The organism is Phytohabitans sp. LZ39 (assembly GCF_059359075.1).
This window is the reverse complement of sequence record NZ_JCADBM010000002.1, coordinates 504,482-517,674: the sequence shown is the minus strand read 5'-3', so window position 1 is coordinate 517,674 and position 13,193 is coordinate 504,482. Positions and strand designations below refer to the sequence as shown.

Annotated in this window: 15 protein-coding genes; 10 read left to right on the top strand and 5 right to left on the bottom strand. The window is 72.9% G+C overall.

Annotation, left to right across the window (positions count from 1 at the left end; all coding sequences use genetic code 11):
* Positions 1-60 precede the first annotated feature (60 nt).
* Both AC5L36_RS06055 and mptB read left to right on the top strand, forming a co-directional pair.
* Positions 61-489, top strand: a complete 429-nt coding sequence (locus tag AC5L36_RS06055; protein WP_441214346.1) for a hypothetical protein — start codon at positions 61-63, stop codon at positions 487-489.
* Positions 486-1,883: a polyprenol phosphomannose-dependent alpha 1,6 mannosyltransferase MptB gene (gene mptB / locus AC5L36_RS06050; RefSeq protein ID WP_441214345.1), complete on the top strand. Its 1,398-nt coding sequence runs from the start codon at positions 486-488 to the stop codon at positions 1,881-1,883. Before AC5L36_RS06055 ends, mptB begins: the two co-directional genes overlap by 4 nt.
* Here mptB and AC5L36_RS06045 read toward each other — a convergent pair.
* Positions 1,880-3,064 carry a sensor histidine kinase gene (locus AC5L36_RS06045; protein WP_441214344.1) on the bottom strand — a complete coding sequence of 395 codons (1,185 nt, stop codon included), beginning with the start codon at positions 3,062-3,064 and terminating at the stop codon, positions 1,880-1,882. The two genes, mptB and AC5L36_RS06045, sit on opposite strands and share 4 nt — an antisense overlap.
* A gap of 13 nt (positions 3,065-3,077) precedes the next feature.
* Positions 3,078-3,734 (bottom strand): response regulator transcription factor, encoded by a 657-nt coding sequence (locus tag AC5L36_RS06040; RefSeq protein ID WP_441214343.1) that lies wholly within the window; start codon positions 3,732-3,734, stop codon positions 3,078-3,080.
* A 138-nt stretch (positions 3,735-3,872) separates the two neighbouring features.
* Between AC5L36_RS06040 and AC5L36_RS06035 the strand changes: the two genes are divergently transcribed.
* The 4 genes from AC5L36_RS06035 to AC5L36_RS06020 are packed head-to-tail and all read left to right on the top strand — an operon-like array spanning position 3,873 to position 7,368.
* Positions 3,873-4,436 (top strand): hypothetical protein, encoded by a 564-nt coding sequence (locus tag AC5L36_RS06035; RefSeq protein ID WP_441214342.1) that lies wholly within the window; start codon positions 3,873-3,875, stop codon positions 4,434-4,436.
* Positions 4,433-5,509 carry an efflux RND transporter periplasmic adaptor subunit gene (locus AC5L36_RS06030; protein ID WP_441214341.1) on the top strand — a complete coding sequence of 359 codons (1,077 nt, stop codon included), beginning with the start codon at positions 4,433-4,435 and terminating at the stop codon, positions 5,507-5,509. Before AC5L36_RS06035 ends, AC5L36_RS06030 begins: the two co-directional genes overlap by 4 nt.
* Complete coding sequence (locus AC5L36_RS06025; protein WP_441214340.1) at positions 5,506-6,165, top strand: ABC transporter ATP-binding protein; 660 nt, start codon at positions 5,506-5,508, stop codon at positions 6,163-6,165. The genes AC5L36_RS06030 and AC5L36_RS06025 overlap by 4 nt, the downstream gene beginning before the upstream one ends.
* Positions 6,166-7,368: an ABC transporter permease gene (locus tag AC5L36_RS06020; RefSeq protein WP_441214339.1), complete on the top strand. Its 1,203-nt coding sequence runs from the start codon at positions 6,166-6,168 to the stop codon at positions 7,366-7,368. It begins immediately after the preceding gene.
* Positions 7,369-7,712: 344 nt separating this feature from the next.
* On the opposite strand, the gene AC5L36_RS06015 is transcribed toward AC5L36_RS06020, so the two are convergent.
* Entirely contained in the window at positions 7,713-8,459 is a 747-nt protein-coding gene (locus AC5L36_RS06015) for an ATP-binding protein (protein ID WP_441214338.1), read from the bottom strand.
* A 179-nt stretch (positions 8,460-8,638) separates the two neighbouring features.
* Here AC5L36_RS06015 and AC5L36_RS06010 point away from each other — a divergent pair, with 179 nt between their 5' ends.
* From AC5L36_RS06010 to AC5L36_RS05995, 4 genes are all read left to right on the top strand, one after another.
* Entirely contained in the window at positions 8,639-8,974 is a 336-nt protein-coding gene (locus tag AC5L36_RS06010) for an STAS domain-containing protein (RefSeq protein WP_441214337.1), read from the top strand.
* Positions 8,974-9,696: an STAS domain-containing protein gene (locus AC5L36_RS06005; RefSeq protein WP_441214336.1), complete on the top strand. Its 723-nt coding sequence runs from the start codon at positions 8,974-8,976 to the stop codon at positions 9,694-9,696. The genes AC5L36_RS06010 and AC5L36_RS06005 overlap by 1 nt, the downstream gene beginning before the upstream one ends.
* 101 nt (positions 9,697-9,797) lie before the next feature.
* Positions 9,798-10,907 (top strand): SigB/SigF/SigG family RNA polymerase sigma factor, encoded by a 1,110-nt coding sequence (locus AC5L36_RS06000; protein WP_441214335.1) that lies wholly within the window; start codon positions 9,798-9,800, stop codon positions 10,905-10,907.
* 4 nt (positions 10,908-10,911) lie between these two features.
* Positions 10,912-11,604, top strand: a complete 693-nt coding sequence (locus tag AC5L36_RS05995; protein WP_441214334.1) for a hypothetical protein — start codon at positions 10,912-10,914, stop codon at positions 11,602-11,604.
* Here AC5L36_RS05995 and AC5L36_RS05990 read toward each other — a convergent pair.
* Positions 11,570-12,799, bottom strand: coding sequence for an RNA polymerase sigma factor (locus tag AC5L36_RS05990; protein ID WP_441214333.1), 1,230 nt, complete (start codon positions 12,797-12,799; stop codon positions 11,570-11,572). The two genes, AC5L36_RS05995 and AC5L36_RS05990, sit on opposite strands and share 35 nt — an antisense overlap.
* On the bottom strand, positions 12,796-13,152 hold the full coding sequence (locus AC5L36_RS05985; RefSeq protein ID WP_441214332.1) for a YciI family protein: 357 nt from the start codon (positions 13,150-13,152) through the stop codon (positions 12,796-12,798). Before AC5L36_RS05985 ends, AC5L36_RS05990 begins: the two co-directional genes overlap by 4 nt.
* Positions 13,153-13,193: the final 41 nt, after the last annotated feature.

Below are 13,193 nucleotides of genomic sequence, written 5' to 3'. Positions count from 1 at the left end.
TTGTCCCTCACGTCGTTCGGCCTTCAGCCTCCCGTCACCTGCGGGCGGAAGGCTGACCCCGTGGGTAGGGTCGGCGTCTCGGTGCGTGTCCTGGCCACGGTCGCCGGGCTGGCGCTGCTGTTCGCCGGCACCTTCTGGGGCTCCGACGACGGCTTCCCGTTCGCGCCGTTCCGCATGTACGCCGGTGTCAACCCGCCGGACGACGACGCGCCCGACCCGCGCGTCGAGGGCACGCTCGCGACCGGTGCGGCGACACCGCTCGGGCAGATCGAGACCGGGATCCGCCGCGCCGAGGTGGAGGCCAAGCAGGATCGGTACGTCGCCGAGCCGGCCCTGCTGGCGGAGATCGCCGAGGCGTACGCGCGGCGGCACCCGGGCGCGCCTCCGGTGGTCGAGGTGCGACTCGTCATGCGGTGGCACGAGATCCGGGACAGCCGCCCGACCGGCCACCATCGGGACGAGGTGCTCGCGGTATGGCGGGCGGCGTGACCCGCTGGCTCGGGCTCGCCGCCGCCGTGCTCGTCGCCGCCGGCTCGTACGCGGCGGGCGCGCTCCCCGGCGGCGACCCCGGCCCGGAGCTGCGCCGGCTCGGCCTCGGCGCCACCCCCGTGCCGTTCCAGATCGGGCTCGCCGCGTGCCTGGTGGGCATGGTCGGGCTCGTCGCGGCCTGGTGGCGGCTCGGCGCGATGGTACGGGCCGGAGAGGTGGGCGCCCGCGGGCTGGCGGTCACCGGCGCGCTGTGGGCGCTGCCCCTGCTCGTGGCCGCGCCGCTGGGCAGCCGCGACGTCTACTCGTACGCCTGCCAGGGCTGGCTGTACGCGAGCGGCGCCGACCCGTACACGCTGAGCCCGGCCGGCGGTGGGTGCCCCTGGGTGGCGGCCGTGGCGCCGGTGTGGCGGGACGAGACAGCGCCGTACGGCCCGGTCGCGATCGCCCTCGCGGCCGGCGCCGCCTGGCTCGGCGGCGGCCTGCTCGCGACGGTCGGCGCGCTGCGGCTCGTCGCGGCCGGCGGGATGGTGCTCGCCGCCGTCGCCCTGCCGCGGCTCGCCCGCACCTGCGGGGTCGAGCCGGTCCGCGCCGCCTGGCTCGGCGTGTGCACACCGCTGGTGGCCGTACACGCGATCGCCGGCGCACACTACGACGCCCTCCTCGCCGGCCTCGTGGTGGCGGGCTTGGCCGCCGCCGCGACCGGAAAGCCCACGAGCGCCGGCCTCGCGCTGGGACTGGCGGTCGCGGTCAAGGTGACCGCGGTGGTGGCGCTGCCGTTCGCGGTGCTGCTCTTGGCCCGCCCGGTACGCCGGTGGCTGGTCGCCGGCGTGGCCGCCGCGGCCTTCGCCGCCGCGTCACTGCTGGGCGGGCTCGGCTGGGTCGGCGCCCTCGGCGGCGCCACCGACCAGACACAGTGGACATCCGTGCCGACCGGCGTCGGGATGAGCGTCGGGTACCTGCTGCGCGGGTTCGGCGCCGGCGAGGGCGCGGACGACGCGGTGCTCGCGGCGCGCCTGGCCGGCCTCGGGCTCCTGGCGCTGGCGCTCGCCGCACTTGTGGTCGGCGCGTGGCGGCGGCGCACCGACACGCGTGCCGTCGTGCTGCACTGCGGTGCCGCACTCGCCGCGCTCGCGCTCCTGTCGCCGATCTTCTATCCCTGGTACGCCCTCACCGCGCTGGCCGTACTCGCCGCGGCGGCGCGGGCACCGGTGCGTCGCTGGCTCGCGGTCGCCACCGGCGCGCTCACGTTCCTGACGCTGCCGAACGGGCTGGGGGTGGCCGCACTGACCAAGCTGCCCGGCGCGTTCCTCGTCCTGGCGCTGGTGATCGCGGTCGCCTGGGCCTGGCTCCGCCCGCAGGTCGCTCGTGCGGCGCTGAAGGCGACGTCTTCCTAGGTTTCGCCCGGCCCTGGCGCGCCGGGAAGGGTGACCGTCACCACCAGGCCACCGCCCTCGCGCGGCCGCGCGGTGGCGTCGCCGCCGTGCGCCCGGGCAACGGCCCGCACGATCGACAGGCCCAGCCCGGCGCCGGGCGCGGTCGGCCCGATCCGGTCGCCGTCGAGGCGGTGAAACGGCTCGAAGAGGCGGGACACCTCGTACGACGCCACGACCGGCCCGGTGTTGCTGACGACGAGCACCACTGAGCCGTCCGGGTGCGTGTCGCTGGTGATGCCGACCCAGCCGTCCGCCGGCACGTTGTACCGGAGGCCGTTCTCCACGAGGTTTTGCACGAGGCGCTCCAGCAGCACCGGGTTGCCGGCTGTGGGGGCCGAGCCGGGCTCGGTGAGGATCGTGACCGGGCCCTGCTTCGCCTGTTCGGCCACGTGCTCGACGACGTCCGCCAGGTCCACATAGGAGCGCTCGGTCACCTCGCGCTCGGAGCGGGCCAGCACGAGCAGCCCGTCCAGCAGGCGCTCGTGGCGGCCGTTGATCTCCAGCAGTGTCTCGCCCAGCTGGCGCAGCTCCGGCGAGGCGGCCCGGCGGTGTACGGCCACCTCCAGCAGCGCCCGGTTGAGCGTGAGCGGGGTACGCAGCTCGTGCGAGGCGTTGGCGACGAACCGCCGCTGGCCGTCGAAGGACCGGTCGAGCCGTTCCAGCATCACGTCGAACGTGTCCGCCAGCTTCTTCACCTCGTCGTGCGGGCCGTCCAGGGCGATCCGCTCGTGCAGGCCGCTGCCGGCGGCGGGGGCGTCGGCGATCCGGGCGGCCGTCTCGGTCATCCGGTGCAGCGGCTGGAGCAGCCGGCCGGCGATGAGCCAGCCGAGCGCGGTCGCCGCGACACCGGCCATGAGAAGGGCGATCCCGCCCTGGGTGAGCAGGGCGTTGAGCGCGTCGTCCCAGGTGTCCCCGACGATCTTCGCTTCGAACGTCCCGCCGGGCCCGGGCGGGAGAGCCGTGGGCGGTGGTGCCTCCGCCGAGCCCTGGAAGTTGGTGATCCGCTCACCACGGGGCATCCGCTGGGCGATGAGCGCGTAGGTGACGCCGAGCAGCAGCACGCCGGCGACCAGGAAGAGCCCGCCGTAGACGAGCGTGAGGCGTGCCCGGATGGTCAGCCGGGACCAGCGTGGGCGCTTCATGGGCTGAGCCTTTTCATGGGACGCGGTACCCCACTCCCGGGTCGGTGAACACGATCGGCGGGTCGCCGAGCTTGCGGCGCAGCTTGAGGATCGTCATCCGCACCGCGTGGGTGAACGGGTCGGCGTGCTCGTCCCACGCCTTCTCCAGCAGCTGCTCGGCGGAGACCGCGGCACCCTCGGCCCGCAGCAGCTCGGCCAGCACCGCGAACTCCTTCCGCGACAGCGGCACGTACCGCCCGTTCCGGTACACCTCGCGGCGGTGCAGGTCGAGGCGGATGCCGGCGCGCTGGAGCACCGGCGGCGCGGCCGGCCGGGAGCGGCGGCCGAGCGCCACGACGCGGGCGGCGAGCTCCGGAAAGGCGAACGGCTTGGGCAGGTAGTCGTCGGCGCCGAGGCTCAGCCCGGCCACCCGGTCGTCGATCTCGGCGGAGGCGGTGAGCATCAGCACCCGCACCGGGGACTCGCCGGCCACCACCGCCCGGCACACGTCGTCGCCGTGCACGACCGGCAGGTCGCGATCGAGCACCACCACGTCGTACTCGTTGACGTCGATCCGCTCGAGCGCGGCGCCGCCGTCGTGCACCACGTCGACCGCGTGGGCGTCGCCGCGCAGCCACTCGGCCACCGCGTCGGCCAGCAGCGGCTCGTCCTCGACCACCAGGATGCGCATACCCCCCATGGTGACCCACGGTGATGTCACCCCGGCGTCATCGGTTTCGGAAACGCCCCCGTGATCCCGCTCCCGTTCTACTCGGCCGTGGCGGTCGGATGAGCCGGCCGCCGCCATCCATCCAGGGAGAAAAGGACGATGCGGATCAGGACATCGCTCGTACTCGGGCTGCTGCTGGCCCTGAGCGCGGCCGGCTGTGGCGGCGGAGGCGACGGCGGCGACAAGGTGGCCACCGCGGGCGGCAAGACACCGGAGGCCAGCGCCAGCGCCTCGCCGGGTGGCCCGGACGACCGGGACGCCATCTTCGCCTACTCGAAGTGCATGCGGGAGAACGGACTGCCCGATTTTCCCGATCCCGAGGTCGGCGACAACGGTGAGTTCCGGATGGGGCTGCCGGAAGGCGTCGACAAGGCGAAGGTCGACGCGGCCCAGAAGGTGTGCAAGAAGCACCTGCCCAACGGTGGCGAGCCACCCAAGGCGGACCCGGAGCGGCAGGAGCAGCTGCGCAAGTACGCGAAGTGCATGCGCGAAAACGGCGTGCCCAAGTTTCCGGACCCGAAGGACGGTGGCCTCCAGATCGACGGCAACGAGGTGGGCGACCCGGAGAGCCCGACGTTCAAGGCGGCCGAGGAGAAGTGCCGCTCGATCATGCCCGAGCCGCCTGGTGGCGGTAAGAGAAGCGTGGATCGGAAAGAAGGATGAGAAGCCGCAGGCGGCGTAAGGGCCGCATGGCGCTGGCGACCGGCGCGGTGGTGGTCGTGACCGGCGCGGTGGCGGCGACGGGGTTCGGGCTGGGGCTGCCGGGCGGGGAGGCGCCGAGCGAGGCGAGCAGCGACCTGCCGCCGGCCACCACCAAGGTGACCCGCGAGACGCTCGTGGACACGCAGACCGAGAGCGGGGAACTGGGCTACGGCACCGCGATCTCGGCGGCAGCGCGCTCGGGCGGGACGGTGACGGGCCTGCCGGCGACGGGGTCGACGGTCAAACGGGGGCAGGCCCTCTACCGGCTGGACAACACGCCGGTCGTGCTGCTGTACGGCGCGCTGCCGGCGTACCGGACGCTCGCGGTGGGCACGGAGGGCGCGGACGTCACCCAGTTCGAGAAGAACCTGCGGACCCTGGGGTACGACGGCTTCACGGTCGACGACGAGTACTCCAGCTCCACGGCCGAGGCGGTCGAGCAGTGGCAGGAGGACATGGGCCTGCCGGAGACCGGGACGGTGGAGCTGGGCCGGGTGGTCTTCGCGTCCGGCGCGGTGCGGATCGACGGCAACGAGGCCGACGTGGGCGAGGCGGTGCAGCCGGGCACGGCCGTCCTCTCCTACACGGGTACCGCCCGGGTGGTCACCGTCGAGCTGGAGGTCTCCGACCAGCGGCTGGCCCGCAAGGGCGCGGCCGTCACGGTGACGGTGCCGGACGGCAAGACGGCCCGCGGCAAGATCACGAAGACCGAGCTGGTGATCAAGCCGGCCGAGGAGCAGCAGCCCGCCTCGACCGCGGTGGAGGTGACGGTCGCCGTCGACGACGCGAAGGCGGTGGCCGGCCTCGACTCGGCGACCGTGGACGTCGGCTTCACCGCCTCCCAACGCGAGAACGTGCTCACCGTCCCGGTGGCCGCGCTGCTCGCGCTCGCCGAGGGCGGCTACGGCGTTCAGGTGGTGGACGGCGCCGCCACCCGGATCGTCGCGGTGGAGACGGGCCTGTTCGCCACCGGCCGGGTGGAGGTGTCCGGCGACGGCCTCGCCGAGGGCATGACCGTCGGGATGCCGTCATGAGCGCTCTCGTGGAGCTGGACTCGGTCACGAAGGCGTACCCCGGCGGCGTGGTCGCGGTCCGCGGCGTGTCGCTGGCGGTCGGGTACGGCGAGGTGGCCGCCATCGTCGGCCCTTCCGGCTCGGGCAAGTCGACGATGCTGCACCTGATCGGCACGCTGGACCGACCCTCGTCGGGCACCGTGCGGATCGACGGGCACGACGTGGCGGCGCTCTCCGACCGCCAGCTCTCCGCGCTGCGGGCGCGCCGGATCGGCTTCGTCTTCCAGCAATTCCACCTCGCAGGTGGACAGTCCGCATTGGACAACGTCGCCGACGGCCTGCTCTACGCGGGCGTACCCCTGAAGGAGCGCAAGCGGCGCGCGGAGGCCGCACTGGACCGGGTGGGGCTGGCGCACCGCCTGGACCACATGCCGCACGAGCTCTCCGGTGGCGAGCGGCAGCGGGTGGCGATCGCGCGAGCGGTGGCCGGCGAGCCCGCACTGCTGCTCGCCGACGAGCCGACCGGCAACCTCGACTCCGCCTCCGGATCCGGTGTGATGGCCCTGCTGCGCGAGCTGCACGCCTCGGGTACCACCGTGTTGGTCATCACCCACGACCGGGACATCGCGGCCGGGCTGCCTCGCCAGGTGTCCATGTTGGACGGGGCGGTGGTCTGAATGGCGACGGCGCTCTCCCCCGCCCGGCTCCGCCCCCGCGACGTGCTGCGGGTCGGTGGGGCCGGGCTGCGGACCCGGCCGCTGCGGGCGTTCCTGTCGGCACTCGGCATCGCGATCGGCATCGCGGCGATGACCGCTGTCGTCGGCATCTCGTCCTCCAGCCGGGCCGAGCTCGACCGCGAGCTGGCCGCGCTCGGCACCAACCTGCTGACCGTCGGACCCGGCCGGACGATCTTCGGCGAGGACGCGCAACTGCCCACCGAGTCGGTGGCGATGGTCTCCCGGATCGGCCCGGTCAACGAGGTGGCCGCGACCGGCAAGGTGCCGGACACCAACGTCTACCGCAACGACCGGATACCGGAGGCGGAGACCGGCGGCATGACCGTGCAGGCGGCCCACCTCGACCTGCTCGGCACGGTCGGCGCCACACTCGCCGGCGGCACCTGGCTCAACGCGGCCACCTCCCGCTACCCGGCCGCGGTGCTGGGCGCGGCGGCGGCCCGCCGGCTGGGCGTCGGTGCGGCGGGCGCGGACATCCAGGTGTACGTGGGCGGCGTCTGGTTCACGGTCGTCGGCATTCTCGACGAGGTGCCACTCGCGCCCGAGCTCGACTCGGCCACGCTGGTCGGCTGGGCGGCGGCGGAGACCTACCTGGACTTCGACGGCTACCCGACGACCGTCTACACCCGCTCGGACGACGCGGCCGTCGAGGCCGTGCGGGCCGTGCTGGCCGCCACCGCCAACCCGGAGGCCCCGAACGAGGTCGAGGTCTCCCGCCCGTCCGACGCGCTGGAGGCGAGGCGAGCGACCGACCGGGCGTTCACCGGCCTGCTGCTCGGCCTCGGTGCGGTGGCCTTGCTTGTCGGCGGCGTGGGCGTGGCCAACACGATGGTCATCTCGGTACTCGAACGCCGCGCCGAGATCGGCCTACGCCGCTCGCTCGGCGCCACCCGAGGCCAGATCCGCGTCCAGTTCCTCGCCGAGTCGCTGCTGCTGTCGGCGCTCGGCGGCGCGGGTGGGGTCGTGCTCGGCACAGCCGTCACCACGGTGTACGCCAGCACCCGCGCGTGGCCATCCGTGGTGCCGGCCTGGGCCATGGCCGGCGGGGTGGGCGCCACCCTCCTGATCGGCGCGATCGCCGGCCTCTATCCCGCGATCCGCGCCGCCCGCCTAGCCCCCACGGAGGCCCTGGCCACCCCCTGACGGGCTTTCCCCGCAGCCGGGACCGCGGAGGTCGGACTTTCCGGCCTCCGCGGTCTCGAGGCCATTTCACATATTGAGCTACCGCGACGTCCGTCGTGGTCCGGACCGTTGCTCCCGCGGACCCGGCAGTGGGCGGCCGGGGGTTTCGGCTCGGTCTACGAGCCGCCGGCCGGGAACGGTGCCCGCGGGAAAGCACCCCAAGAAAACGCTCCGCCGCGCTCCACGTTTCCCCGGGGACCCCGCGCACACGGTCTACAGCTGACGCGGACCTGGGAAAAATCTGTCTCGGATTTGGCCGTGCGTTGTGGCCAGGCTCGCCAACCCCGACCGCGACGGCGAGCGTTCTAGAGCCGCTGCGGGGCTACGTCGAGGACGGCCCAGACGACCTTGCCGCCCTGGGTGGGGAGGCTGCCCCAGTGGCGGGAGACCGCTTCGATCAGGGCGAGCCCGCGCCCCGAGAGGGCGGTGGGCGAGACGTCGCGACGCAGCACCGGCTCGGCGCCGCTGCCGTCGCGGACGGCGATGTGCAGGTAGCGGTCGCGCACCGCCATGCGGATCGTCATCATCGTGTGCGCGTGCGCGACCACGTTGTTGACGAGCTCGGTCGCCACCGTGCAGGCGGGCCCGACCAGGTGGGGCATGTCCCACTGGAAGCACACCTCGGTGGCCAGCTCGCGGGCCCGCCGGCCGGCGCCGACCACCGGGAGCAGGTCTTCGCTGATCGAGGGGGCCGTGTGGTCGAGCTCGAGGGAGCGCACCGCGTCGTTCAGGGTGGGCAGCACGGGCATGCGGCGCTCGTCCGCCGCGCGCCGCAGGAGGTCGGCCGCGTCGGCCGGGGGCGCGCAGAGCACCAGCGGCACCGCCGGCCACTTCGCCGCCTGCCGGGCGACGGCGAAGAAGATGGAGAGGGCACTCGGCTCGCCGAGGCGCATTCCGGACAGGTCGACGAGGACCGCCTCCGGCTGCTCGGCCAGACACTTGATAAGAGCGGAGCGGACCTCGGCCGCGCCCTTGACGTCCAGCACTCCCACCACCCGCGCCACCGCGTACGGCTGGTGATCGTCAATCAAACACTGGACGGCTGTCGGCATGGCACCTCGTTGTCCGCAGGGGGCCTCCCCGCGAGGTTACCCGCCGTTCGCCCGGGAAAAACGCGATCATTGCCAGCTAAGCTGGGCCCCCCGTTCCGGGTGGGCCCGGATCTGTCATTACCCAAGGGGCGTTACGGGCGTGCGCTCCTCGGGTACGGTCCGTTGCGGAGGGATGGTCGATGGCATACGACTTCGACCTCCGGGTGGAGATGCCGAGCGGGGACACCGCGCGGGTTGTCGTCAGCGGCGAGATCGACATGGCTGTCACAGCGGCGCTTTCCGCGAGTGTGCTCGGTCTTCTCCGCGCCGACGGGGTCCGTCTTGTCGAGCTGGAGTTGTCCGCTGTGGGATTCATCGACGCCTGTGGTGTTGGTGCCCTGCTCGCGGCGCGCAACGACGCGCGCGGGCAGGGCAAGAGCCTGGTGGTGCGCGGCGCGCGGGGCATGCCTCGGCGGGTGCTGGAGATGACCGGTGTCCTCGGTGTGCTGGCCGGCACGTCGGTCGGGGCCAGGTGATGGCCCAGCGCCTCCGGTGCACCGCCGTCCACGAGCCGCCCCTCGCGGTCCTGCGCGCCGACGGTCTGCTCACCCTTCGCAGCGCGGGCCAGCTTCGCACCGCGCTGCTCGAATGCCTCGCCGAGCAGCCGATCGCCATCCTCCTCGACGCCGAGGCCCTCGCCGTCGAGGAGGATCTCAGCCTCACGGCGTTGCTCGCGGCGTCCCGCCACGCCGCGGCGTGGCCCGGCGTGCCGCTCCTCGTCTGCGCGCCCTCGCGCGACGTGCGGGCGGCGCTGCGCCGGCTCGGCGTCGAGCGGCACCTGACGCTCTGCACCGACCTCGACCGCGGCCGGGCCGTCGCCACGCGCCGCGAGCTGCCCGCCCAGGTCCGCGACCGCTTTCCGGCCGCCGCCGCCTCGGTACGCGCGGCCCGCACCCTCGTCTCCGGGGCGTGCGACCGCTGGCGCCTGCCGGTCGTGGTCGAGCCGGCCCGCCTCGTCACCACGGAGCTTGTCACCAACGCGGTCCGCCACTCCGGCACCCCCATCGACCTGACCGTCACCCGCGGCGGCCGCTATCTCCATCTCGCCGTGCGCGACTACCACCCACGGCGCAAACGACTGACGGGGCCCGGTTTTCCGCTTGTCGAGGCTGTCTCGTCAAGTTGGGGTTGCACACTCCTGCCCGACGGTAAGGTCACGTGGGCAAGCCTTCATCTAGCGGCACGTTCGCGTATCTGATCCGGTGGGATATTCCGCCAGCCAACTGGGTACGAAACGCGAGTTCAACCACGCCCACTCGGGGCCGTGCCATCCAAGGCTTCTGCCACAAGGAGGCGGTGATGCACTCGGAACAGGACACTGCCCAGCTAAACCTCGACGAGGAAGCGGCGCGGTATGGCGAGCGTGTTGTTTCGGATCCGTCCGCTCGGGCGGAGTTCGTGGAGTTGTGTTTGCCGCTCGCGCATCGGCTCGCCCATCGCTACCGCGGAAGGGGTGAGCCGTTCGCTGACCTGGAGCAGGTCGCGCGGTTGGGTCTGGTCAAGGCGGTAGACCGGTACGACGGTGAGCGGGGTTCGTTCACCGCGTTCGCGGTGATCACGATCCTGGGTGAGTTGCGTAAACACTTCCGGGATCGCACGTGGGGGGTGCGGGCGCCGCGCCGGTTGCAGGATCTTGTCGTGCAGATCCGCCACGCCGGTTCGGATTTGACCAACACGCTGTCTCGGGCGCCCAGCAGCAGCGAGTTGGCCGACCGGTTGCACACCACCACCGACGAGGTGGACAAGGCGATGCTGTCCGCGGCCGGCTATACGCTGCTGTCGTTGAACGCGCCGGTGACCAGCCCGGGCTCCGGCGGTGGGACGGCCGAACGCGGTGACCTGATCGGTGAGGTCGACGGTGACCTGGCCGCGATCGACGACCGGCTCACCATCCAGACGCTGCTGGACCGGCTGCCCGAACGCGAACGCCGGATCCTGATCCTGCGTTTCTACGGCAACCTCACCCAGGTCGAGATCGCGGAAAGGTGCGGCATCTCCCAGATGCACGTATCCCGGCTGCTGTCCAAGACACTGACCTGGCTGCGCAACGCCATGCTCGCCGACACCCCACCGCACTGGGGCGAGGTGGAGGACACCACACTGGGCACACCCCGTCTGCGGGTGACCACCACCCACGCCGGCGGCGGCACCCTCACCGTCGCGGTCGGCGGCGAAATCGACCGAGACAGCGCCGACGAGCTACGCCAAGCCATCCTCAACGCCCTGGCCCGCCGCCCCAACACCGTTCACCTGGACATGTCCGCCGTCCCGTTCATCGACGCCGCCGGCATCGCCGCCCTCGTCTCCGGCTACCAGGAGTCGCGGCGGGCGGCGGTCGAGTTGCGCCTGCGCGGCACCCAACCGCACGTACGGCGGATCCTCGCGGTGGCCCGGTTGCCGTATATGTAAGGAGGTGTCGCGGGGGATCCGGTCAGTGGTGGCGGCGTTCGCGTCCCTCGCCGTCCTCGTCGCCGGCGCCGCCGTGTGGGAGTACGGTCGCCGGTCCGGCACCGCCGCACCCGATCTGAGTGGCATCGGGCTCATCGGCACGCTCGCCTACCTCGGCGGCATCGACTGGGTGCGCCGCCGCATCCAGCGCGACGACCTCCGCTGGCATCGCGCGCTCGCCTTGCCCGGCGGCGCCCGGCCGGGCCTGCTCGCCCGGCGGTCCAAGCGAGGGCTGGCGCTGATGATCGTGGCGGTGGGCGGGATATTCGCCGGCGGGCTGCTGTGGGGCGGTGCGCGGGCGGACGGGTGGAATGGCCGCATCATGACCGCGCTGTGCGTCGTGACGCTGCCGATGCTGGCGTGGGTCGTCTTCAAGGCTGTGCGCCATCCCATCCTCGTGGCGGTCACCTCGCAGGGCGTCGTCGCCGGCGGGCAGACGCTGTCCTGGGAGCACATCAAGTCGGTGCGGCGCGACAAGGATGGTGTCCAGCTTCGGGTGCGCGACTCCGACAAGGGCCGGTGGGTCACGGTGGGCGGCGACGGCTGCGCCGTCTCCAACGAGCGCCTCGCCCACGTGATCGAGTACTACCGGGCTACCCCGCACCGGCGCATCGCACTCGACCTCAACGCGCCTGGACCTCTCGGAGCCGTTCAGTGAGGAAGGCGCGCTCCACCTCGTTGTCGGTCAGGGCCAGCGCCTCCTCGTACGCGCCGGCCGCCTCCTCCCACCGGCACAGCCGCCGCAGAAAGTCCGCCCGTACGGCGCTGAGGTAGCCGTAGGTGGCCAGTGCCGGGTCGGCGAGCAGGGGCACGAGCGCGTCGAGGCCGGCGGCCGGCCCGTCCCGAAAGCCGATCGCGACCGCGCGGTTGAGCTCGACGACCGGCGACGGCCACAGCCGCAGCAGCACGCCGTAGAGCGAAACGATCTCCGACCAGTCGGTCTCCTCCCACGTCCGCGCCTCCACGTGTACCGCCGCGATGGCGGCCTCCACCGCGTACCGGGTGGGGCTCTGCCGCCGCAGCGCGTCGGTGAGCAGGGCCGTGCCCTCGGCGATCAGCTGGCCGTCCCACCTGCTCCGGTCCTGTTCGGACAGGAGCAGCAGCCGTCCGCTTTCGGAGAGGCGAGTCTCCATCCGCGCCTCGATGAGCAACAGCAGCGCCAGCAGACCGGTGATCTCCGCGTCGCCCGGCATGAGCAGGTGCAGGATGCGGGCCAGCCGGATCGCGCTCCCGGTCAGGTCGCGCCGCACCAGATGCGCACCCGTTGGCGCGGCGTGCCCGGTCGTGAAGATCAGATGGACCACTTCGAGTACCGCGCTCACCCGCTCGGCCAACTGGTCCGGGGCGGGCACCCGATACGGGATGCGCGCCATGGCGATCTTCTTCTTGGCCCGCGTGATCCGCGCGGCCATCGTGGCCTCCTGCACCAGGTAGGCCCGCGCCACCTCGGCCGTCGACAGCCCGCATACCAGCCGCAGCGTCAACGCGACCTGCGCGTCCCGGCCCAGCGCCGGGTGGCAGCACGTGAAGATCAACCGGAGCCGGTCGTCGTCGAGGCCATCCTCCGGACCGGGCACCGCCTCGTCGGAGACGAGCAGGGGCATCGCCCGCCGGAAGTTCGACTCCCGCCGCAGCACGTCACGCGCCCGGTTACGGGCGATCGTGGTGAGCCAGGCACCGGGCCGGTCCGGCACGCCGGTCCGCGGCCAGGTCAGCAACGCCTGCGCGTAGGCGTCCTGCGCGCACTCCTCCGCCAGGTCGAGATCCCGGGTCAGCTGCGCGGTGGTGGCAAAGACCCGTGCCCACTCGGTGCGATGCGCCTCCGCCACCGCCGCGGTGATGTCCGGGGTCACCCGTTCTGGACTATCGGACGGATCTCCACGCCACTGTGTGCGGCGCGGACCTCCGGCAGCTTCGCGGCCAGCCCCAACACCTCGTCGAGATCCTTGGCCTCGATCAGGTAGTAGCCGCCGACCGCCTCCTTGGCCTCCAGAAACGGCCCGTCCGTCGTGGTCACCCCGCCGGCGCCGTCCGAACGCAGCGAGGTCGCGGTCGGCGCCAGCTCCAGCTCATGCCCCCCGAGCACCCGCGAACCGGCGGCCGCCCGGAACTCACCATGTGCCGCCTCGTGCGCCGTGCGCTGCTCCGGCGTCATCGCCTCCCACTGCTGGTCGTCGCCGTAGATGAGGATCAGGTATTTGGCCATGTCAAACGTCCCATCGTGACCGGCCCGGGTGGGCCTCCTAC